19 protein-coding genes are annotated in these 22,572 nt (G+C 66.9%); 7 read left to right on the plus strand and 12 right to left on the minus strand.

All coding sequences use genetic code 11. The annotated features are described in order from the left end of the window. Window positions 1–290 precede the first annotated feature (290 nt). Both gabT and AU175_RS19645 read right to left on the minus strand, forming a co-directional pair. A complete protein-coding gene (gene gabT, locus AU175_RS19640; protein WP_066293586.1) occupies window positions 291–1,661 on the minus strand; it encodes a 4-aminobutyrate--2-oxoglutarate transaminase in 1,371 nt (456 codons plus the stop codon). A 140-nt stretch (window positions 1,662–1,801) separates the two neighbouring features. Next, a complete protein-coding gene (locus tag AU175_RS19645; protein WP_066294512.1) occupies window positions 1,802–3,232 on the minus strand; it encodes a gamma-aminobutyraldehyde dehydrogenase in 1,431 nt (476 codons plus the stop codon). Between the two features lie 157 nt (window positions 3,233–3,389). On the opposite strand from AU175_RS19645, the gene AU175_RS19650 reads away from it, so the two are divergent. Continuing rightward, entirely contained in the window at window positions 3,390–4,826 is a 1,437-nt protein-coding gene (locus AU175_RS19650) for a PucR family transcriptional regulator (protein ID WP_066294514.1), read from the plus strand. Window positions 4,827–4,942: 116 nt separating this feature from the next. Here the strand turns inward: AU175_RS19650 and AU175_RS19655 are convergent, their stop codons facing one another. Next, window positions 4,943–6,547, minus strand: a complete 1,605-nt coding sequence (locus tag AU175_RS19655) for a CYTH and CHAD domain-containing protein (RefSeq protein WP_066293588.1) — start codon at window positions 6,545–6,547, stop codon at window positions 4,943–4,945. A 151-nt stretch (window positions 6,548–6,698) separates the two neighbouring features. On the opposite strand from AU175_RS19655, the gene AU175_RS19660 reads away from it, so the two are divergent. From AU175_RS19660 to AU175_RS19670, 3 genes are all read left to right on the plus strand, one after another. After that, window positions 6,699–7,919, plus strand: a complete 1,221-nt coding sequence (locus AU175_RS19660) for an MFS transporter (RefSeq protein ID WP_066293593.1) — start codon at window positions 6,699–6,701, stop codon at window positions 7,917–7,919. Window positions 7,920–7,925: 6 nt separating this feature from the next. After that, on the plus strand, window positions 7,926–8,606 hold the full coding sequence (locus tag AU175_RS19665) for a FadR/GntR family transcriptional regulator (RefSeq protein ID WP_066293595.1): 681 nt from the start codon (window positions 7,926–7,928) through the stop codon (window positions 8,604–8,606). Between the two features lie 242 nt (window positions 8,607–8,848). Next, entirely contained in the window at window positions 8,849–9,970 is a 1,122-nt protein-coding gene (locus tag AU175_RS19670) for an AI-2E family transporter (protein ID WP_066294517.1), read from the plus strand. A gap of 251 nt (window positions 9,971–10,221) precedes the next feature. Here the strand turns inward: AU175_RS19670 and AU175_RS19675 are convergent, their stop codons facing one another. Further along, complete coding sequence (locus tag AU175_RS19675) at window positions 10,222–10,758, minus strand: hypothetical protein (protein ID WP_066293604.1); 537 nt, start codon at window positions 10,756–10,758, stop codon at window positions 10,222–10,224. A 155-nt stretch (window positions 10,759–10,913) separates the two neighbouring features. Here AU175_RS19675 and AU175_RS19680 point away from each other — a divergent pair, with 155 nt between their 5' ends. The 3 genes from AU175_RS19680 (at window position 10,914) to AU175_RS22490 (ending at window position 13,399) form a co-directional block, all read left to right on the plus strand. Further along, complete coding sequence (locus tag AU175_RS19680; RefSeq protein WP_066293606.1) at window positions 10,914–11,204, plus strand: hypothetical protein; 291 nt, start codon at window positions 10,914–10,916, stop codon at window positions 11,202–11,204. A gap of 3 nt (window positions 11,205–11,207) precedes the next feature. Beyond that, window positions 11,208–12,035, plus strand: a complete 828-nt coding sequence (locus AU175_RS19685) for a DUF1206 domain-containing protein (RefSeq protein ID WP_066293609.1) — start codon at window positions 11,208–11,210, stop codon at window positions 12,033–12,035. A gap of 68 nt (window positions 12,036–12,103) precedes the next feature. Beyond that, window positions 12,104–13,399 (plus strand): SRPBCC family protein, encoded by a 1,296-nt coding sequence (locus AU175_RS22490; RefSeq protein ID WP_231938658.1) that lies wholly within the window; start codon window positions 12,104–12,106, stop codon window positions 13,397–13,399. A 112-nt stretch (window positions 13,400–13,511) separates the two neighbouring features. Here AU175_RS22490 and AU175_RS19695 read toward each other — a convergent pair whose 3' ends face one another. From AU175_RS19695 to AU175_RS19730, 8 genes are all read right to left on the minus strand, one after another. Next, complete coding sequence (locus AU175_RS19695; protein WP_066293613.1) at window positions 13,512–14,978, minus strand: FAD-dependent oxidoreductase; 1,467 nt, start codon at window positions 14,976–14,978, stop codon at window positions 13,512–13,514. 99 nt (window positions 14,979–15,077) lie between these two features. Further along, entirely contained in the window at window positions 15,078–16,367 is a 1,290-nt protein-coding gene (gene cobA, locus AU175_RS19700) for a uroporphyrinogen-III C-methyltransferase (protein WP_066293616.1), read from the minus strand. A 257-nt stretch (window positions 16,368–16,624) separates the two neighbouring features. Then, window positions 16,625–17,569, minus strand: coding sequence for a PLP-dependent cysteine synthase family protein (locus tag AU175_RS19705; protein WP_082979294.1), 945 nt, complete (start codon window positions 17,567–17,569; stop codon window positions 16,625–16,627). Between the two features lie 146 nt (window positions 17,570–17,715). Then, window positions 17,716–18,012, minus strand: coding sequence for an SRPBCC family protein (locus AU175_RS22650; protein ID WP_331711964.1), 297 nt, complete (start codon window positions 18,010–18,012; stop codon window positions 17,716–17,718). Window positions 18,013–18,318: 306 nt separating this feature from the next. Further along, window positions 18,319–19,266 (minus strand): ABC transporter permease, encoded by a 948-nt coding sequence (locus tag AU175_RS19715; protein ID WP_156642482.1) that lies wholly within the window; start codon window positions 19,264–19,266, stop codon window positions 18,319–18,321. Then, window positions 19,256–19,981, minus strand: coding sequence for an ABC transporter ATP-binding protein (locus AU175_RS19720; protein WP_066293619.1), 726 nt, complete (start codon window positions 19,979–19,981; stop codon window positions 19,256–19,258). Before AU175_RS19720 ends, AU175_RS19715 begins: the two co-directional genes overlap by 11 nt. Before the next feature lie 46 nt (window positions 19,982–20,027). Beyond that, complete coding sequence (locus AU175_RS19725) at window positions 20,028–21,158, minus strand: ABC transporter substrate-binding protein (RefSeq protein ID WP_066293621.1); 1,131 nt, start codon at window positions 21,156–21,158, stop codon at window positions 20,028–20,030. 199 nt (window positions 21,159–21,357) lie between these two features. Beyond that, window positions 21,358–22,524, minus strand: a complete 1,167-nt coding sequence (locus tag AU175_RS19730) for an RtcB family protein (RefSeq protein WP_066293624.1) — start codon at window positions 22,522–22,524, stop codon at window positions 21,358–21,360. Window positions 22,525–22,572: the final 48 nt, after the last annotated feature.

The following is a 22,572-nucleotide window of genomic DNA, read 5'->3' on the forward strand; positions in this document are numbered from 1 at the left end:
TGGCGTCTCTGCCTGTTCGATGGTGCCGACGGGTTTCAATGCGGGTCTCCTCAGAGTTGGGCTCAGGAACCGATCCAGTCGCCGCCGCCCGCTTCCAACATACGAGTGGGTCCCAAAGCCAAACACGAGTAATGCGTACTCTTAATTCCTATTAGGGGGTACTTACGCATCGCAAAATTCGTTAGGTATACCCCTAACGGTTCACCAAAACAAGAAGGGGCAGCACCCCCTGTCCGGGAGTGCTGCCCATGGTCTTCTTCAGTTCTGGGTACCGCCGTAACTCTGTTGCCCTAGGCGTTGGCCTTGATGGCGGCGGCCAGGACGTCCAGGCCGTCGTTCAGCAGCTCGTCGGTGATGACCAGCGGCGGCAGCAGGCGGATGACGTTGCCGTACGTACCGCAGGTGAGGATGATGACACCCTCCTTGAGGCAGGCCGCCGCCACGGCCTTGGTCAGGTCCGGGTTGGGCTCCTTGGAACCGGCCTGGACCAGTTCGATGGCCAGCATGGCGCCGCGGCCGCGGATGTCGCCGATCACGGCAGTGCCGGCGCCGGCCAGCTCAGCCTGCAGCCCCTGCAGCCGGCCCGTGGCGAGCGACTCGATGTGGCGCGCGCGCCCGGCGAGGTTGTATTCCTCCATGGACCCGATGGCGGCGAGGGCAGCGGCGCAGGCAACCGGGTTGCCGCCGTAGGTGCCGCCCAGGCCGCCCGGGTGGACGGCGTCGAGCAGGTCGGCACGGCCGGTGATCGCGGACAGCGGCATGCCGCCGGCGATTCCCTTGGCCATGGTCATGATGTCCGGGACAACACCTTCGTGGTTTACGGCGAACCATTCGCCGGTGCGGCAGAAACCTGACTGGACCTCGTCGGCAATGAAGACGATGCCCTTCTCCTTGGCCCAGTCAGCCAGCGCCGGAAGGAAGCCGTCGGCCGGGACGATGAAGCCCCCCTCACCCTGGATGGGCTCGATGATGATCGCTGCGACCTGGTCCCCGCCGATCTGCTTCTCGATCATGGTGATGGCGCGCTTGGCCGCCTCCGCACCCGTGATCGAGGGGTTTTCCTCGCGGTACGGGTAGCTCATCGGCATGCGGTAGACCTCGGGCGCGAACGGTCCGAAGTTGGTCTTGTACGGCATGGCCTTGGCGGTCAGTGCCATGGTCAGGTTGGTGCGGCCGTGGTAGGCGTGGTCAAAGGCAACGACGGCGTCACGGCCGGTTGCGAGGCGTGCCACCTTGACTGCGTTCTCCACTGCCTCGGCGCCGGAGTTAAACAGTACGGTGCGCTTCTCGTGGTCGCCCGGGGTCAGGCGGTTCAGCTGCTCGGCGAGGGCCACGTAGCTTTCGTACGGGGTGACCATGAAGCAGGTGTGGGTGAAGTGCTCCACGGCTTCCTTCACGGCCCCGACGACGGCCGGATCGGACGCGCCAACGCTTGTCACCGCGATGCCCGAGCCGAGGTCGATGAAGGAGTTGCCGTCGACGTCGTGGATGATGCCGCCGTCGGCGTCCGCAACGTAAACGGGAACGGCGGAGGCGACGCCGGCGGCGACGACTGCCTTGCGGCGTTCGGTCAGGGCCACGGACTTGGGGCCCGGGAAGTCGGCCTGGACGCGGCGCTTCTGCTCCAGGCGGAAGGTGATTTCATTTGCGGTCGTGGTCATGGAGTTTCCTTCTTCATAGATTGGGGCCACGCCGGCGGGGTGTTCCCTGGCCGAGCGGAGCGAGGTTAGGGCGCCTGTGGGGGGCCCACGCCGGCAGGGTTCCCTGGCCGAGCGGAGCGAGGTTAGGGCGCCGGTGGGGACTATGCGTCGAGCGCACTCATGACGTGCTTGATGCGCGTGTAGTCCTCAACGCCGTACATGGAGAGGTCCTTGCCGTAGCCTGACTGCTTGAAGCCGCCGTGCGGCATTTCGGCAGTGAGCAGGATGTGGGTGTTGATCCACACCGCGCCGAAGTCCAGGTCGCGGCTCATCCGCATGGCCGTCCCGTGGTCGGACGTCCAGACGCTGGAGGCCAGGGCAAAGTCGACGTCGTTGGCCATCTCGAGTGCTTCCGCCTCGGAGGAGAACTTCTGCACCGTGATGACCGGGCCGAAGGTTTCCTTCTGGACGATGTCGTCAGTCTGCTTGGCGCCTGTGACGATGGTGGGTTCGAAGAAGAAGCCCTTCTCGCCCACACGGTGGCCGCCGGTAACGATCCTGCAGTTCTCCGGGAGGTGCTCCACCACGGAGGTCACGGCGTTGAAGTGGTTCACGTTGTTGAGCGGGCCGAAGTAGTTGTCTTCGTCGTTCTGCGAGCCGGTGCGCAGGGTCCTGGTGTGGTCCACCATGGCCGCCACGACGTCGTCGTGCACCGAGTCCTCAACCAGCACGCGGGTGATGGCGGTGCAGTCCTGGCCGGCATTGAAGAAGGCGAACTCGGCGATGGCCGCGGCGCTCTTTTTGATGTCCGCGTCCTTGAACACGATGGCGGGGGCCTTGCCGCCCAGCTCCAGGTGCGCGCGCTTGAGGCCCTTGGCGGCGCCTGAGGCCACGGCGATGCCGGCCCGGACCGAGCCGGTGATGGAGACCAGCCCGGGGACCTTGTGCTCCACCATCATGGCGCCGGTTTCACCGGTGCCCAGCACCACGTTCAGGACGCCTGCGGGCAGGATCTCGCCTGCCAGGCGGGCCAGCACGAGGGTGGATTCGGGGGTAGTGTCCGAGGGCTTGAGGACTACCGTATTGCCGGCAGCCAGGGCGGGGCCGATCTTCCAGATGGCCATCAGGAACGGGTAGTTCCAGGGAGCCACCTGGGCGACTACACCGATAGGTTCGCGGCGCACGAAGGAGGTGTGGCCCTCGAAGTATTCTCCGGCGGACTTGCCCTCCAGGATGCGGGCAGCGCCGGCGAAGAAGCGGAGCTGGTCGGCGCCGGCGGCGATTTCCTCGGAAGCGATGAGCGACCGCACCTGGCCGGTGTTGCGGTGCTGGGCCTCGACGAGTTCGTCGCTGTTGGCCTCGATGGCGTCGGCGAGCTTGAGCAGCATCAGCTGGCGCTGGCCGGGGGTGGCCTGCTTCCAGGTCTTGAAGGCATCCTTGGCCGCGGTCATGGCTGCATCAACGTCGGCCTGGACGGAGACCGGCGACTGTGCCACGACCTCGCCGTTGGTGGGATTGACGATGTCCAGCAGGCCGGTGCCGGCGGGCGTGACGAACTCACCGTTGATGAAGTTCTGCAAGGTTTGAACCACGGTGTGCAACCTCTTTCATAGGGATCATCAGCTGCGGAGCGGATGGATGTGACTGCTTTGAGCCTATGCCAGCACCCCCCACCAGGGAATAGCCACCTGCACACCGTTGAAGGAAGTTTTTAGTGCGGTTGCCCAGCGCCCGGTTATCCTTGAAACCATGGCTATTTCCCTCGCTGCACTCCTCGGCGTGAGCTCCCTGAACCTGTCCAAGGCAGGCCTCGCCGAAACCACCTGGCACCAGGACATCAACTGGGTCGCCGTCACCGAGCTCGAGGATCCACAGCGGTTCATCAACGGCGGGGAACTCGTGCTCACAACGGGGCTGCGCCTGAAGTCAGCGCCTGAGCAGCGCAGGTTTGTCCGCCAGGTCCAGCGCGCAGGGGCAGTCGGGATCGGATTCGGCGTCGGCCTGTCACACGACGCCGTCCCGCCGGCCATGATCGCCGAGGCCAACCGCTGGGGCCTGCCGATGGTGGAGGTCCCCTACGAGACCCCGTTCATCGCCATCGGCAAGCTGGTGGCGGACGCCCAGTCCGCGGACCACTACGCCAAGCTGGAGCGGCTGATTGCCGGGCATCAGGTCCTGGCCCGTGCGCTCCTGACCGGCGGCGGCCTGGCTGAACTCCTGAAGCACCTGGGCAGCATGCTCCGGACTGACATCGCGCTCACCCAGTTCACGGCGCAGCTGTACAACAGCAGTAAGGAACACCCCTCCGCGGACACATGGGCGTCCTACCCGATCCCCACCGGCCGGCGCGATGCCTGCACGCTCTGGGTCCGCCAGCCTTTCGAGGACTCGGGCATCATCGGTTACGCCCAGAACCTCATCAGCGTGGAGCTGAACAACATGGTCAAGCAGCGCCACGCCCAGCGCGCGCTGTGCGGCCAGGTGCTGGAGGACGTCATCCACGGAGCCCTGGAAACCAGCGAGGCCCAGCGACGGCTGGCGGGGGTGGGGCTGAACAGCACGCGCAAGAACGTGGTGCTGCTGGCGGTATCCGCCGCCCATCACAAGGCCCTGGTGAGCACCTCCGTTCCGCAGCCACTGGAGAACGCGGTGGCCGCCGTCGTCGGAAAGGACCTGGTGGTGGTGATTAACGACGACGGCGGTGCGGCACCTGCCCTCGCCCGGAGCCTCAGCGATCACCTGGCTGAGGCCGGCATCCACGCGACGATCGGCATCGGAGGCGCATACACCAAACCGAACGGCCTGCGATGGAGCTACTTCGAGGCCAGGGATGCGGCCAGCCACGGCCTGCCGGTGAACGAACCGGAGCGCCTGAGCCTGACCTCGCTGCTGCTGGCCAGCGAGGACGTCCCTCTGGCGGACATGGCGAACGAGTCCCTCAATCCGCTCCGGGCCTTCGACTCCGCCCACGGCGCGGAACTGATGACCACGCTGGAGAGCTACCTGGGCAACAACGGTTCGGTGGCCGCCGTCGCCGAAGCCCTGACGCTGCACCGGAACACGGTCCGCTACCGCCTGGCGCAGATCACCGAGCTGACCGGCTACGACCCTTCGGTCACGGCAGACCGGGTGCAGCTGTGGCTTGCCCTGGCGGTTGCACGGCTCGGCGGCAGGCAGGGCAGGTAGGCAGGGCAGGTAGGCTTGCGGCCCAACCAGGTCGCAGCAGATGTCGTTTTGACGGCTCAAAACCGACATCTGCTGCTACCTAGTTGGGATGGGTGAAGCGGCTGGTACCGCCGGGCTTAAAGCACCCCCCGCTTGAGGCGCTTCTTCGACTTCTTCCGGACCTTCCGGTACTTCGCCTCGGCGGCGGCCGCGAGCTGCACCTGCCGGGTCTGGAGCGTGACGTACGCCGAGGCGACCGGCTCGGCCAGGCCGGGGACGGCGCCGAGCTCCGCCAGCAGGTCCCGGGCGATGACGCTGTCGTGAAAATCGCCCAGGGCCTGCTGCTGCCGGTGTGCTGCCTTGGCGACCTTCGCCGCGCTCTTGCGGTGGACCGGGCCCACCGATTCCGCCACGTGCCGCAGCTTCTTGGCTTCCTTACGCACCTGGTGCAAGGCTGTTTCGTGCGGAGCACCCCGCCGCGCGTTCTTCGCGGCCCGGTGCGACCGGCGCAGCCGCCTGGCGGCTTTGCCCACCAGCTTGCCGGCCACCTTGCGGGCAGGGGCGTCAGCCTCCGGCCTGGCCGGAGGCTGGTCGCGGAAACGTTCCAGGTCATCCAGGAGCCGGTAGTAGCGCTCCGACAGGAGCGTGCCCTGGAGTTTACGGTAGGCGGTGTTGAGGTTCTCGCCGATCCTGTCTTCCAGCTGGTCCTTCACGGCCGTGGCAGCCTCGCCTGGCGGCAGGTCAGCGATGTGGCCGCGGAGCCTGTCCAGCATGACTTCGGCATCGCGCGGTTCCCCCAGGATCCGGCCGAGCCATTTAAGCTCATCACGCAGGCGCCGCACGGCCACGGCACTGTAGAGCCGACGGTAGGCCGAGAGCGCTGAGCGCGCCCGGCGGGTGGCCGAGCGCATGTCGTGCACCGCTTCGGGCTCCTCCAGCCGGACGCCGGGATCGTGCGCCAGGATCTCGCGGATCTGCGCAGCGAGGTAGGAGGTGACGACCGCGGAGGCGGGCGACGTCTTGTCAGGCACCGTGACGGCCGGGGCCGCCGCATCACTGGCTCCCCGGTCCGGCCCGGCGGCGAGCGCCCGCGCCAGTTTGGACGCGTGTTCGGAAGGCTTGGCGCCCGCATCGGCCAGGACCGGCTGGGCCGCAGGGAAGAGCTCGGCGCTGCCGTGGACGAGCTCAAGTTCCCACTCACGCCACTGCAGCGTACTGCCGTGGGCGCCCGCAGGGCCGAGCAGCTCCGCGCTCACGCGGTCATCGAGGAGATCCGCGAGGTGCGTGCCGTCTTCCGCATACATCGGGTAGGTGGTCCGCTCGGTTTCCAGCCTGACCACCGGTGCCACGTCGTCACCGCGCAGATAGGCGCGCAGGTGCGCGAGCAGCCGGTCAGGCACGACGTCGGGCTGGCCCAGCGGTTCATGAAGCTCGCGCCGCTGCTGGGGTGCTGAATCAGACATTCCCGCCGGCGGTCCGGCCGATGCGTCCGGAGACGAGGCGGCCGGTGGTTCCGGCGGCAGCTTCAGGTGCCACCCGGCGTCGCCACCACCGGTCCGCCGCCGCAGGGTCATCCGCCGGGAAGCGAGGGTGTGCCGGTCCGTGTCGAAATACACCGCGTCCAGGGTTGCCGTCCGTGTCTCCCCGACGCGCGCCACCCCACGCACGCCGGTCAGTGAAGGCACATCAGCCGCCTCGCCGACGTCGTACTTCTTTTCGATCTCGATTCCCTGGGAATCCACAACGGGCCGTCCTTCCGCGTCGGTGCGCCGAGTCCGGACCAGCTTGCCCGGACATGCCGTGGCCACGAGTCTATTGCCCCGACCTTAACGCCAGGGAGAGATTTGCCACAAAACCCTAGACATCAAACGTCTAACGTCTAACGTTAATTGGATGACCGCCGCCACGCCCGCCACCTCAGTACTGGAAGCCTCCCCGCCCAAGCCGCGAACCGCCGTCGTGCTGGGTGTCATTGCGCTTGTGCTGATTGGTTTGAACCTCCGTGCCGGCATCACCGGGGCGTCGGCGCTGCTGCACGACCTGCAGCTGGTGCTGGGCTACGGGCCGCTGGTGGCCTCCATCATTCCCTCCATTCCGACGCTGTGTTTCGCCGTGGCGGGGGCGGGCACGTCCTGGCTCACCGGCCGGCTGGGCGTGGAGAAGGCCATCCTGCTGGCGCTGGCGATGCTGGCGGGCGGGCTGATGGTGCGCGGCATTCCCGCCACTGGCGCCCTGGTGGCAGGCACGGTCCTGGGCATGTCCGGGCTGGCGGTCTGCAATGTGGCCATGCCGTCCTTCATCCGCGAGCACTTTGCGCACAGGACGTCCCTGATGACCGCCCTGTACACGGTGACCATGACCACCGGAGCCACGGTCACGGCCGTCGCGGTGGTCCCGCTGGCGCAGGCCCTGGGCTCCCCCTCGGCCGCCGTCGGAGCGATCGGGATTATGGCCGTGGCCGCGTTCCTGGGCTTCCTTCCCGTGGCGCTGCACGCGCACCGCCACAGCGTCCGGGCCAAGGGCGGGCACATCCCGCCGTGGCCGCTGCTGCGCACACGGAAGGGCCTGCTGCTCACCTCGATCTTTACCCTGCAGGCCCTGCTCGCCTATGCGCTGCTCAGCTGGTTCCCGTACATGCTGACCACCATGGGGCTCAGCGCGTCGGCGAGCGGCGTGATGTACGGGCTGATGCAGCTCGTCTCCGTGCCCGCCGGGATGGTGCTGATCGCCATCGGCTCCCGGCCGAGGATGCTGCGCCCAGCGTTCTACCTGGCCAGTGTCACCATGGCTGCGGGTGTGGCGTTGCTGCTGTTCCTGCCGGTTTCGCTGGCGGTGGTCCCGGCAGTCCTGCTGGGGACCGGCCTGGGGATCTTTCCCCTCGTCATGGTGATGATCAGCCGCAGCGGCGAGAGCACGGCGGAGACCACGGCGCTTTCCACCCTGGCCCAGTCCACCGGTTACCTGCTGGCCACGGCGGGTCCGTTCGGCACCGGGCTGCTGCACAGCGCAACCGGCGGCTGGACCCTGCCGCTCGCCATCCTGCTGGGGCTTGCCCTGGTCCAGATTGTGGTGGCGCACCTGATCAGCGGCCGGCCGGCCACGAAGAGGAAGTAGGCCATCATGACCCTGAGTACCTCACACCGCCGGCCCCTTGCCGACGAAATCACCGCCAAGCTCCGGGCCATGATCCACTCCGGCGAGTGGCCGCTGCAGCAGCGGATACCGTCCGAGCCAGAGCTGATGGCCAGGCTTGGCGTCTCGCGCGGCACCCTCCGCGAAGCGGTGAAGGCCCTGGCGCACAGCGGGATGCTGGAAGTCCGGCGTGGCGACGGCACCTACGTCCGTGCCACCAGCGAAATGTCCGGCGCGGCGCGGCGCATGTACCTGGACCATACCGAGGAGCACATCCTGGAGGTGCGGGTGGGGCTGGACACCCAGGCCGCCCGCCTCGCCGCGCGCCACGCCACGCCCGACGACGTCTCCGCCCTGCGTGTCCTGCTCGCCGAACGCGAGGAGGCCTGGCACGCGGCCGACTACGCGGCATGGGCCCGGGCCGACTGGGGGTTCCACGAACGCGTGGCCCAGGCGTCCGGGAACCCGCTGCTGCACGAGCTGTACGTCAGCTTCGGCGACGTCTTCCACTATGACCTGTTGAAACAGCAGCGTCGGGCCGGCTTTGACGGACTCCCGCACGAGGGCCACGGCGCCCTGGTGGACGCCATCGAGGCCCGCGACGCTGAGGCCGCGGTGGCCAGCGTCAACCGGAACCTGAACTCCTGCGCGGAATGGTTGGGTGCCTGAACCGTGGCCGCCGGGGCTTTGCCGGGGGCTTTGCTGCGTTTTCCAGGCTTTGCCGGATTCTAATCAATCAGTAGGCTTACTATCTGATTGGGATAGTATCCGCCTGCGGCGCGCACCCGCACCCAGGCACCCGCCGACGAGGAGGAGTCCCCATGGCGCGATCAACACGCCTGACCGAACGCGGGCCGGGCAGTGGAAACCCGTTGCCGGCAACCTCAGATGAGACGGCCCGGCAGAAGCCCATGTCCGTAAGCCGGACGAAGGAATCCAGGCCGGCCGGCGCATTGTGGGCCGACGGGCTGGGCAGGGTAGGCATCCGCTCCGCCCAGGTCCTGCTGATCCTGGCCGTGGCCGTGGTCTCCGTCTACGCCCTGATGCAGATCAAGCTGCTGGTCATTCCGATTCTGATAGCACTGATCCTCGCCGCTGCCATCGGCCCGTTCGTGAACATGCTGCGCCGCCGCGGGATGCCCGGCGCCGCGGCCACGGGCATCGCGTTCGTCGCCCTCCTCCTGGTGCTGGCGGGGGTCTCGACAGTGATTTACCTCTCCGTCCGCAGCCAATGGGGCGAGCTGGCCCAACAGGCAGCTCAGGGACTGGACGAGCTGGAGCAGTTCCTGCTCACCGGCCCCGTGCCGATCGATCAGGAGCAGCTGGACCAGGCCAGGGAAGGCGTCATCCAGTTCGCCACCAGCAGCCAGGTCCGCTCGGGTGCCATCACCGGGCTGTCCGTGGTCACAGAGTTCCTGGCCGGTGCCGCCCTGATGGTGGTCATCCTGTTCTTCTTCCTCAAAGATGGCGCCAGGATCTGGACCTTCTTCCTGCGGCCCTTCACCGGGCAGCGCGAAGCCAAGCTCCGCCGCGTGGGCAGCCGCACCCTTGAAGTGCTTGGCGGTTACGTCCGCGGCACCGCCATCGTGGCCCTGGTTGACACCGTGGCCATCGGCGCCGCGCTCCTGATCCTGCAGGTCCCGCTGGCCCTTCCCCTGGCCATCATTGTGTTCATCGGCGCCTTCATCCCGCTGGTGGGCGCCACCGTGGCGGGCATCCTTGCAGCGTTGGTGGCACTGGTGGCCAACGGCCCCGTGGTGGCGCTGATCGTGGTGGCCGTGGTGATCGCCGTCAACCAGCTGGAGGGCGACCTCCTGCAGCCGATCGTCATGGGCAAGTCACTGCAGCTCCACGCCCTGGTCATCCTGATGGCGCTGACCGCCGGCACTATCCTGGCCGGCATCGTGGGTGCAGTGCTGTCCGTCCCGCTCGCCGCCGTGACCTGGGCCATCATCCAGGTATGGACGGCCGAGGATCCGGACCTCGATGACATGAACCCGGACCTCCCGCCGCCCAACAGCCAGCCCGCCTGACGCCCTCCCCATCAGGAGTTTTTGTCCACTTATGGCGACTTCGCGGGCCTCTTGGGCTCCGTATCTGGACAAAAACTCCAACAGGTGGGAGGGAACGCACGACGGCGGCACGGCACCGGTGACTTCAAAACCGTGGTGCCGGACCGCCGTCGTACTTCAGCGCGGACATTAATTCAGCGCGAACGTACAGTTGGGGCCCTCCGCGCCAAGGGCCTGAACTGTACGTTCGCGCAGAGTGCGTCTGTTGCCGTTTAGGAGCGGAGACCGGCGAAGACGTTCTTGGGCCGCTGCATCTCGCCGTGCTTGGCGCCGAGGATGATCACCGCTGCCGCGAAGGCCGGGATGGCCCACTGCAGCATCCTGAGCTGCTGCTGCGACGCCTTCAGCTCATCTGACGCTTCCGGGCTGGGCTCAGTAGCGCCGCGTGCACCCTCATCGGCGAGCTTCTCCACTTTCTTGCCAAGGATGCCGGCGTAGAGCGTCACCGCAGCACCCGCTACCGTCACCGCCGTCTTGATCGCGGTGTCCCGGGCCACGCCCTCCTGCTTGGCAATGCGGCCCTTGTTCTCCCAGGCAATGGCGAGGTCGGCCACGAGGTGTGAGGCGAAAGCCGCCGTCTGCACCGGTGCCCACTTCATCCAGCCGGCGCTTGAGAGCCGGGTGCGTTCAGCCGGATCAATGGCCTGGGCGGCTGCTCCGTTCAACCCGATAGCTCCCATTAGTGAACCGCCGAACCATGCCGCAGCACTCAGATCGTGTACGGACCGGGCAAAAAGATTTCCTGCCATGATGTTGTTTCCTAACGTCGAACTGGTTCCCAAATGCCGCTGGTGCGGTCTTTACTAGCCGTGTCCAATTAAGGTCATGGTCAGGCTATCGTAAGCACACTTACTAATGTTACGAAACCCCGACTTCCAGCGCGCTTGAGCGTAATATCGTCGCCATGGAAAACACTGGGACCTTATTCGGCTGGGCCTTCGGCGATCCGGCCCGGGAGAATGACGCCGCATACATGGCAGGCCTTGAGAGGGAAGCGCTGGAGAACGCGACGGCGACAGCGAAGGCCAAGGGCGTCACGGTGGTCGAAGGCTCCGCGGTCTTCACCGCCCTCAGTGCCAATGACAGCCTGGTGGAACTGGATCACGCTCCGGGCAAGCTCGTGGTCCGTTGCACCGTTCACGTGGAAGGTCCCGGGGCCGGGAAGCTGCACGCGGAAGGGCCCATGAACGGCTGATTCATGGCAGACAGGGAATCCAGCATCAGTGAGGCGGCAGACGCCGTCGAGGAAGCGTCGGACACCAAGGCGCTGGATGTTGTGGCGCGCTCAGGATTTGCCGTGATGGCCCTGCTCCATATGATTGTTGGCTCGATTGCCATTGCCCTTGCTTTCGGCCAGCCTGGGCAGGCGGAGGCCACCGGCGCCATCGAGCAGCTGGCCGCCAACCCGTGGGGCCCGGCCGTGCTGTGGGCCTGCGTGGTTGCGTGCACCGGCCTGGCGCTGTGGCAGCTGAGTGAAGCCACCCTCCGCGCACGGCACCTGCCCCGCACCTCGCGGCTGGGGAAGCTGGTCTCGTCAGGGTTCCTGGCCGTCGCCTACGGCAGCGTGGGCCTCAGCTTCGCCGGGTTCGCCATCGGCCTGCGCGGCGACTCGGGCGACACCACCCGGGATTTCAGCGCCGCACTCCTGAAAACACCGCTGGGGCAGCCGCTCCTGGTGGCCGTTGGCCTGACCATCATGGGAGTCGGCGTCTATTTTGTGGTGAAGGGGCTGCGGCGCGGGTTTAAAGCGGAGCTCTTCCGGTTTGAAGGCACCCGCCGCGGCAAGCTCATCGACTCCCTGGGCGTCACCGGCCACGTGGCCAAGGGAATCGCCCTCAGCCTGGCTGGCCTGCTCTTTGTCATCGCAGCCGGCAAGCAGAGTCCCGAAGAATCCACCGGGCTGGACGGAAGCCTGAAGGCGCTCCGGGACCACCCGTTCGGCCCGTACCTGCTCGTCGCGATCGGGGCGGGCTTCATCTGCTACGGCATGTTCGCGCTGGTCCGGGCCCGGTTTGGCCGGATGTGACAGGGTTGGACCCGGCAACCCGCGTGGACCCTGCAACCGGCCTGAACGCTGCAAGGAAAGAGGAAGCCATGACGGAACAGTCCCCCGCAGATCCGGCCCCGGCCGCCACGGAAACAGCCGGCCGGGCCTTCGCCGCCCTCTTCCGGGCCATCAAGGTGGTGAGGCCGGTCCGCCCTATCCATCCCGACGGCGTGGGCCTGGTGGGTGAACTCATACGGGGCGGCACCCCGGCTGAGGGATCAGGGCTTGATTGGCTGGACTCCCCCGGCCGCGACACCGTTGAGGCGCGGTTTTCACGATCGGTGGGACTTCCGCAGGCTTTCCCGGACATCCTGGGGCTCGGGCTGCGCGTCAGGACTACCGGCGGGGAAGGCCTTCCTGGCGCCGCCTCCGACGTGCTCTTCGCTACGACCGGCTGGAGCTTTCCTGCCAGGTTCCTGCTTGTGCCCCGACTCGACGTGGCGGCGGCCACTCTGACCACATTGATGCCCTACCGGGGAAGGCTCGGCCCCGTATTGCTCGGCCTGAAAACCGAGCAACTCCCTGATGGGCGGGGCAGCAATACCGGCCGAAAGACGAAGGCCGACGGGTCCTTCCAGGAATCCCTCGCCACCGGCGACTGGGTCCTGGGCCTCTACTATGCCAAGCCCTCCGGGCAATGGATCCGGGCCGGCGAGCTCCGGCTGCGCGCCGCGACGGAACCCGCGGATACCGCACTGCGCTTCAACCCCCTGACGAATCCGCTCGCCGACGGCGGGACATACCCGTGGACCCGGCGACTGAGGGAAAGCTCGTACCAGGCCGCGCAGCGGCCTGCCCCGGCTTCAGCAAAGGCCGCCGCCCCAGCTCCAGCAAGAGCCGCCGCCCAGGCTTCACAACGAATGAATGCCACCGTCAGTGCAAACCCCTCCGGAAGGAAAACCATGTCAACCGTGAGTCGCCTGTTCAACTCCCCGGCCGACGTCGTCTGGAAGGTGATCGCCGATGGCTGGCTGTACTCCGGCTGGGTGGTGGGTGCCTCCCGCATCCGGGCCGTCGACGCGCACTGGCCCGAGGCGGACTCAAGGCTCCACCACTCCGTGGGCGCCTGGCCTCTGGTGATCAACGACAGCACCCGGGTTGCCGCCGTCGAGCCTGGCCGCTCGCTGGAACTGGTGGCGCGCGGCTGGCCGCTGGGTGAAGCGAAAGTGGTGATCACGCTGGAGGACCTGGGCACGCAGTGCAGGGTCACCATCGCCGAAGATGCCATCCGTGGCCCGGGCAAGATGGTCCCCAAGGTGCTGCGCGACCCGCTGATTGCCGTTCGGAACCGGGAGACCCTCAGCCGGCTGGAACTGATGGCGGCCGGTGGCGCAGGGAGCTAGCCCGTTCGGGACAAACGCGAAAGCGCGAACTGGCAGCAGATGACATCAAACTCGCGGTTTGCGGTCATTGGCTGCCAGTTCGCGCCGTAGAAAGCGGGGAACCGGTCCTTGATCAGACGTTCGCGGCTACCCCGTCGCGGGAGATGGCAACCATGTCCTCACGGGGCACCACCTTGATGCGCTCACGCTTGACCTCCACGCCGTGGGATCCGCCGGCCTCAGTGGCAGCGGCGCCCAGCGCGAGTTCGTGCGCGTCCAGGGCCAGCCAGCCTTCCCAGCTGGTGAACTTCACGCCGCGGGCGTCGAGGAGTTCGACGACGGCGTCCGCCTCGGGAACGGCGGCAACCGGAAGGTTTTCGCGGTCCTCCAGCAGGTAGGTGACGGTTTCCAGGGCGTCGCCCTTGGTGTGGCCGATGAGGCCCACCGGGCCGCGCTTGATCCAGCCGGTGGCGTAGATGCCCGGCACGTGGGTGCCGGCGGCATCCAGGACGCGTCCGCCGTCGTTCGGGACAACGCCCTTCTTGTGGTCGAATTCGATCTCCGGCAGCGCCGAACCGAAATAGCCGATGGCGCGGTAGACGGCCTGGACGGGGTAGTCCACGAACTCGCCGGTGCCGCGGGCGTTGCCCGTGCCGTCAAGCTCAGTGCGCTCGAACCGCATGCCGGCAACCTTGCCCGGCGTCTCGGCGTCGTCGTAGATTTCCACCGGGCTGTGCAGGAAGTGCAGGTGCAGGCGGCGGGAGGCAGTGAGCTCGGAGAGGTCTTCGGGCTGTTCGGCGATCCAGTTGGTGAGCGTGCCCACCATGGTCTTGGTCTGGTTGTTGCTCTGGATCTGGCGGTCCGATTCCTCGTCGAACTCGAAGTCCTCGGCGTAGAGGATGATGTCCACGTCCTTGGAGTGGGACAGCTCGCGCAGCTCCAGCGGGGTGAACTTGACCTGGGCGGGGCCGCGGCGGCCGAAGACGTGCACGTCGGTGACGGGCGAGTTCTTCAGGCCGGCGTAGACGTTGTCCGGGATTTCGGAGACGAGCAGGTCGTCTGCGTGCTTGGAGAGGACGCGGGCCACGTCCAGGGCCACGTTGCCGTTGCCGATCACGGCGATTTCCTTGGCGTCCAGCGGCCATTCGCGGGGGACGTCGGGGTGGCCGTCGTACCAGGAGACGAAGTCCGCGCCGCCGTAGGAGCCGTCGAGCTCGATGCCGGGGATGTTCAGGTCCGCGTCCTTGATGGCGCCGGTGGCAAAGATGACGGCGTCGTAGTGGGTGCGGAGGTCCTCGATGGAGATGTCCGTGCCGTAGTCAACGTTGCCGAAGAAGCGGATGTCCCCCCGGTCCAGGACCTTGTGCAGGGCGTTCACGATGCCCTTGATGCGCGGGTGGTCCGGCGCAACGCCGTAGCGGATCAGGCCGTAGGGTGCCGGGTAGCGGTCAAAGAGGTCGATGCTCACGGTCAGCTCGCCGCTCTTGACGGCTTCGCTCTTGGTGAGGATGTCCGCGGCGTAGACGCCGGCCGGGCCGGAGCCCACAACGGCAACGCGCAGCGGACGCTCGGCAGATCCTACGGTGGTGCTGGTTGACACGGCTGTGTTCCTTTTCTTCGGTCCGGCCCAACTGGGTAGCAGCAGATGTCGTTCTGAGGGCTCATAGCGACATCTACTGCTACCTAGTTGGGTGGGTGGCTAGGTGGTGAGGACGCGGGTGATTCGGGCGGTGCGGGGCTTGTTCGGACTGGTGGTGCTGTAGTCGGCTGTCCTGAAGTGCGACGGCGCGAACGGGCTCACGCGCACCACGTCACCGATCACGATCACGGCTGGATTGGCGACGCCGGCAGCTTCCGCCTGGTCGGCGATGGAACCGAGGGTGCCGATGGTCACGCGCTGATTCGGCAAATAGCCGTTCTCAACGATGCCAACTGGAGTGTCCAGAGGCAAACCGGCCCCGGCGAGTGCAGCGGCTGAATCGCGAAGCGCGGCTACGCCCATCAGCAGGACAACGGTGTGGTCCGGGCGGGCCGGAACCTCGGACAGCTCCTCGTGGCCGGTGACCACGCTGAAGCCCTTGGCCAGGCCGCGGTGCGTCACGGGGATGCCGGCGGCGGCGGGAACGGAGATCGCGGACGTCACGCCGGACACCACTTCAACCTCGACGCCGTGGTGCCGGCAGTATTCGGCTTCCTCGCCGCCGCGGCCCAGGACGTAGGGATCGCCGCCCTTGAGCCGAACTACGCGGTGGCCCTTGAGTGCTTCCTCTACCAGGATGCGGTTGATCTCCGCCTGGGGCACGGGATGGTGGCCGGGGGTCTTGCCCACCTCGATAACGCGGACGTCCGGGGCAAGTTCCTTGAGCAGCCCGCGCGGGCCGAGGCGGTCGGCCACAACTACGTCGGCCTGGCCCAGGAGCCGGCGGCCGCGGACGGTGATCAGGCCGGTGTCGCCCGGTCCACCGCCCACCAGGGCCACGGAGCCGGCAGCAGCCGCGCCATTGGATACACGGCGCCGGCGCAGCGGGAGGTCACCCGTTTCCAGGGCGGTGGCGACGGCGTCGCGCAGGGCCATGGCGCGGCGCGGGTCTCCCCCGGCGTTGACGGCGATCTGTACGTTGTCCACCACAGCGACGGCGGGCGTCCAGGCGGCGGAGGCTTCGTGGTCGGAGGCGTTGACGCACCAGATGCGCTGCGCCTCGGCGTCCGCGGACACCTGGCTGTCCACGGCGGGATCGCCGGTGGCCGTCTGGACGAACCAGACGCCGTCGACGTCGGACGGAACGTAAGTGCGCGGCTCCCAGGTGAGGAGGCCGGCGTCGGCCAGTTCGCGGAGCGCGGCGGAGGCAACGGGAGCCACGACGGTGACCCGTGCACCGGCGTCGAGCAGCCCCTTGGCGCGGCGTGCAGCCACGGGGCCGCCGCCCACCACCAGCACGGGGCGGCCGAGCAGCCGCAGTGCTGTGGGGTAAATATCCTGAATTGCCATGAATCAACGGTAGGGCCGCGTCACATTCACCAACAACGGCAGCGGAAACACCAGTTCACGTAAGGTAACGCTGCGTCACATACGACAAGCCCTCAGCAGGGCCGCCGCCGGGCCAGGCATGCGCCGCAATGCGTCACTTTTGACCGGGAGTGGTGTCGGGTTCCGCAGACTCTCCGGGCCAGCGCGTCGCAACGGCGTCAAAAGTTACGCAATTGGGTCGCGGCGCGGACAGGTCGACGCCACCCGGCAAGTCCCCGCTACTGCCCGTAGAGTCCCGTGCTGAGATATCGGAAGCCGGAGTCCACCATCACTGTGACGACCGTGGCGTCGGGGCCGAGCTGTTCGGCAACACGCAGCGCGGCGACAACGTTTCCGCCTGAGGAGGTCCCTGCGAAGATCCCCTCTTCACGGGCGAGCCTTCGGCTCATCGCCATCGCTTCCTCGGATGAGACGCGTTCTACGGCATCAACTTCTGCGGGCTCCCAAAGCGGGGGGATGAAGCCGATGCCGGTCCCCTCAATCCGGTGTGATCCTGTCGGGCCTCCGGAGAGAACGGCGGACTCGGCGGGCTCCACGGCGATGACCCGCAGACCGGGAAGGTGGCCGCGAAGCCCCCGCGCCGTCCCGTGGATCGAGTGGGCAGTGCCGACAAACTGGACAAAGGCATCCACCCGGCCATAGGACTGCTGCCAGATCTCCTGCCCCAAGGCCAGGTAACCCGTGATGGCGTCATGGTTGTTAAGTTGGTCGCAGGCCCAGTGGCCCGGCTCCGCGCTCAGTTCGCCGGCCCGGATTATCATCGCCTTGATCAACTGCTCAGTGATCCGCCCACGGTCACTTGGTACGTCCTCGACCGTTGCGCCCAGAGCCTCCATGGTGCGGCGTTTTTCGTTACTGAATGCGTCGGAAAAAACGGCATGGAGCCGGTAGCCTTTGGCGGCGCAAACCAAGGCGAGCGAGATGCCTGTGGTCCCCGCGGTGTACTCGACGACGGTGTCACCCTGGCTGATATCGCCGCGGGCTTCAGCGGCCCTGATCGCCGCTAAAGCCATCCGGTCCTTCATGCTCCCGGTAGGGTTAGCAAACTCCAGCTTCGCGAGCACCCGGGCGGACCCAGGCGGCACCACTTTCCTCAGTTCGATCAGCGGGGTGGAACCAATCCCCGCCAGTACGCCTTCGCCTGCTTCCACCGCACGTGCCATGGTCCTCTCCACATCGCGGAATGCCTGAATGGATGACTCCGGATACGTCTCAAGATATACCGACGGACTCCGCTCAGCGACAGGGGCCGGATCAAATGTCGCTCAGACGGCCGCGCCGCGGAGGCCCGGGGTCGGAGGCCCGGTGGTCAGGACACCTTCGGGGGAACAACCCTGGCCAGGTACAGTCCCCGGGCGGCAATCAGGCGTTCCAGGTATTGGCGCAGCACAAAACGCTCCACCACGCGTCCCACTAGCCCGAACGGCGCGGTGAACTCAACGTGGTCCGTCATGATGCTGCCCGCCGCAGTGGACTGGAACTCGTGAACGTGGCGGAACGACTTGAACGGCCCCCTGACCTGCTCGTCCGTGAAGCTGACGGGAACTCGAGCGCCGTGATCCTGCTCGTCATAGTCAACGGGACGCCGAAATGCCGGGCGTGCCAAGTCACCTCCTGGCCCTCCTCGATCAGCCCGGTTGTCAGGCCGCCGATGGCCCGTTCACCTGCTGTTTGCTGGGAGCCCACGTGGGCATCAATGCTGCGGGCCAAGTCGAAGAGGCGCTCCCGCGGCAGCGAGGATTCGGTGCGGCACACAAAGCTCACAGTCATGGCGCCAGTCTGCCAGAGCGCTTCTCCTGCCGGGCCTCGAGAATGCGTCATTTTAGGGACGGGCCCGGGTCGGGGATCCGCGGCTTTGCGGGGCGCGGAGGCAGTGGGGCACTCAAAACTGACGCAAATTGGTCGTCAAGGGTTAGCGGGTGCTTCCGGACAGGAGGCCACGGCTGCGGAGGAGCCGCTTCTCGATCGGCGCGAACACCAGGAGTTCGATCAGGATGCCGACGCCGAGGATCAGCAGGATCGCCGACATCACCACGGTCATGTCGGACAGGATCCGCCCCTGGTCAAGCAGCGAGCCGAGGCCGAAGCCGATGGTTCCACCCACAGCGATGATTTCCGCCGCCATGAGGGACCGCCACGAAAATGCCCAGCCCTGCTTCAGCCCGCCCAGGTAACCGGGGAGGGCCGCGGGGAGGATGATCTGCAGGGCCATCTGCAGGCGGTTCGCGCCCAGCACAGTCCCGACCCGGCGGTACTGCGGCGGGATCTGGTCCACGCCCGAGATCAGCCCGTTGATGATCGACGGAATGGCGCCCATAAAGACGACGAAGTAGACGGTGGCGTCCGTGAGGCCGAACCAGATGATCGCGGCCGGAACCCAGGCCACGGATGGGAGCACCTGCAGGCCGGAGATCAGGGGTCCGAACGCCCGGCGCAGCGGTGCAACCTGTGCCAGCAGCAGTCCCACCGGAGTGGCGATGGCGACGCTGATCAGGAACCCGACCAGCCCGCGCTGCAGCGAGGTCCACACCGCTTCCTGGAGCTTTCCTTCGCCCCAGAGGACTCCCACCTGGCCCAGGACGTCGAGCGGGCCGGGCACCAGGTCCCGGCGCTTCACGCCCAGGGAAACGTAGAACTGCCAGATCAGCACCAGGACCACGAGGGCGGCCACCGGCAGCAGGATGCGGCTCCATTCAATGCGGGTCTTGCGGGCGGCGTCGGACTGCAGCGAATCCAGGCCGGCCTCGAGTTCGCGCAGGTCCTCGTTCCCGGTCGAGGTCCTCGTCAGGGCGGCATGGATGTGTCGGGCCTCCGCCGGTTCTGAAGGTGCCTCGGCGAGGGGTGCGGAGTTATTTGGCATGGCGGCGAATCTCCTCCCGGAGCCGGGCGGTAATGACCCCGGTCAGCTGTCCGGCCAGGCCGGCGTCGGTTCGGTGTTCCTCGGTAACGGACCATTCCTCAACCACGCGGCCCGGGCGGGACGACAGCAGCAGGACACGCTGGCCCAGCCGGACGGCCTCGCGGACGTTGTGGGTGACAAAAACGATGGTCCGCCCGGTTTCCTTCCAGATGCGTTCCAGCTCGTCGTGGAGGAGGTCGCGGGTGATGGCGTCAAGTGCGGCGAACGGCTCGTCCATCAGCAGCAGCTGCCGGTCCTGGGCCAGGGACCGGGCGAGCGAAACACGCTGGCGCATGCCGCCGGACAGCTCGTGCGGGCGCTTGTCCCCAGCTCCGCCAAGGTGCACCAGCTCGAGCAGCTCCTGCGCCTTGGCCTTGCGCTCGGCCTTGCCCACGCCGCGCAACTGCAGTGCCAGCTCGATGTTCTCCCGCGCCGTGAGCCACGGGAAAAGGGCAGCGTCCTGGAACATAAACGCCGCGCCGTCGCTGGGCACTTCCAGGGCGCCCGACGTCGGGAGCTCCAGTCCCGCCATGATGTTCAGCAGGGTGGACTTGCCGCAGCCGGAGGCACCGAGGAGGGCGACGAACTCGCCCGACGCGATGTTGGCGTTGACGTCGTCCAGCACCGGGGCGCCGTCGCCGAAGCGCTTGCCCAGGTTTTCCAGTACGACTGGCATGGTCCCGTCCTTAGGTTTGTGGTGCGGTTGCTGTGGTGCGTGGAGGTCAGTCCTGGCCGATGCCGGCCGCGGAAATCGACTTTCCGGTGACTTCGTTCAAGGCCCGGAGGTCGAACAGGCCGTTGATGTTGGCCTGCTTGGTGGTGCCGGCTTCCACCCCGTCCTGCAGGAGCTTGGGGTAGGTTCCGGCCAGCGGATCCACGGTGAAAATGATGTTCTTCAGCGACCGGTCGATGACGTCGGCAGGGAGGGCGGCGCCGGCGGATTCCTGCAGCGCGGCGTTGATGACGGCTGCCTTTTCCGCGGACGGCGTGTCATTGAGCCAGGCCACGGATTTGGCGTGGCCGCGGAGGAGGGCCTTGACGGTTTCCGGGTGCTCGGCCGCGAAAGTCTTGTTGACGATCAGGATGGTGGTGGGGAACTCACCCGGCTTGCCGGATGCTGAACCGTCCCACAGGTCCTTTTCATCCACCAGGACCTTGGCTCCGGCCTGGAGCACCAGACGGGAGGCCCAGGGCTCAGGTACCCACGCGCCGTCGAGCTTTCCGTCCTGGAAAAGCTTCAGCGTCTGCGCGTTTTCGGTCGGGTTGATGGCGACGTCGCCACTGCCGTCCACCTTGGTGTGGTAGCCCTGCGAGCCCAGCCAGGCGCGCAATGCGACGTCCTGGGTGCCGCCCAACTGCGGCGACGCCAGGGTTTTGCCCTTGAGGTCCGCAGCGGAACCGATCTCCGGCCGGACCACGAGCTGGGCTCCACCGGCGGCAGCACCCGCAATGACGCTGACGGACTCGCCCTGGCTCTTGACGAAGGAATTAATGGCAGGGTTCGGGCCGATGTAGGCGGCGTCGATCGCGCCCGCGTTCAGGGCCTCGATGGCAGCCGGGCCGGCGTTGAAGGTTTCGGTGCTGAGCTTCGTGCTGCCCAGGTCCTTTGCCAGGAAGCCCTGCTTGATGCCCACCAGCGCGGCGGCATGGGTGATGTTGCCGAAGTAGCCAAGCTTCAGTTCTTCGGCGGGGGTGGGCGACGGCGTCGCGGCCTGTGCGTCAGTGTTACGCGACACGCCGGACGCCACAGCGGCGCCGACGGCGATCAGGAGGACCAGCCCAATGGCCAGCGCAGCCTCAATGGCACGCTTGTGCCGGGGCACCGCGCTTTCACCGGCCACGATCCGGGTCATCCCGGGCTTGGAACTAGTCATTGTTTCACCATAGGGAGTGCCGTTTACCCGTTCAACGAAGCAGAAACGGGGGGTCACGCGGGTTCATCTAACGTCACATTCGGGCACTGCCGGTGGCGTTGCGCCGGAGTCGCCGGAACGGTGCCCGTTCGCCGTTCCGCTCCGGCGGCGGGGCACCGTTCCGGCGAACTCGGGCCGCTCAGTTGCCCTTGACGTTAACCAGCTGGCGCAGTTTGTGCCGGACTGTCACCAGGTCCGCTGCATCCCTCATGACGATATCGATTGGCTTGTAGGCCGCCGGGATCTCGTCGATGAACGCCTCGCTTGCCCGGAACTCGATCCCCTGCATGGCTTCCTTCAGCTCCGCCAGCGAGAAGGTCTTGCGGGCGGCGTTCCGGGAGTACTCGCGGCCGGCTCCGTGCGGGGAGGAGTTCAGTGCAGCGGGGTTGCCCAGGCCTTCCACCACGTACGACGCCGTCCCCATGGATCCGGGAATAAGTCCCGGATCGCCGGGCTCGGCTTTGATGGCACCCTTCCGCGATACCCACACGGACTTGCCGTAGTGCGTCTCCTGCTGGGTGAAGTTGTGGTGGCAGTTGATCCGCTCACGTTCCTGGACGTGCCCGCCGACCCAATGGCTGAACTGGGTGATCACCCGGTCCATCATTTCCTCACGGTTCAGCAGCGCGAAATGCTGGGCCCAGCGCAGTTCCTCGATGTACCGCTTGAATTCGGCGGTGCCTTCCTCCAGGTAGGCGAGGTCGGGGTCGGGCAGGTGTGTCCCCCGTTTCCGAGTCACATGCTGGGCGACGCCGATGTGGTGCTGGGCGATCTTGTTGCCGACCCCGCGGGAACCGGAGTGCAGGAACAGCCAGACGGCGTCGGTTTCGTCCGCGCAGACCTCGATGAAGTGGTTGCCCGACCCCAGCGAGCCGAGCTGCAGCTCCCACTTCGCCAGGTACTGCGCAGGGTTGAAGCCGGCCTTTGCTGCCAGCTTTCTAAGCTCTGCGATCCGGGGCTCGGCAGTGGCCTGGACTTTCCTGTTGTTGTGCCCGGCCGAGAGCGGAATGGCCCGTTCGATGTCCTCGCGCAGGCGTTTGCGTTCCTTCGGGAGGTCCTTCAGCGAGTATTGCGTCCGCACGGCGATCATGCCGCAGCCGATGTCCACTCCCACCGCGGCCGGGATGATCGCATGCAGGGTGGGAATCACCGAGCCCACGGTGGCACCCTTGCCCAGGTGTGCGTCCGGCATCAGGGCCAGGTGGGGATAGATGAACGGCAGCGTGGAGGTTGCCAGCGCCTGCTCAAGGGTCTTGGCGTCCAGGATCGAGGCCCAGTTGATGAGCCTGCTGTTGATGGTCTCCACGCTCCGCCTCCCACTCACGATGATGGTAGGCCGGGCAAGGGGTGGCAA

Origin of the sequence: Arthrobacter sp. B6, assembly GCF_001663775.1 — a bacterium.
In the GTDB taxonomy this organism is placed as follows: domain Bacteria; phylum Actinomycetota; class Actinomycetes; order Actinomycetales; family Micrococcaceae; genus Arthrobacter.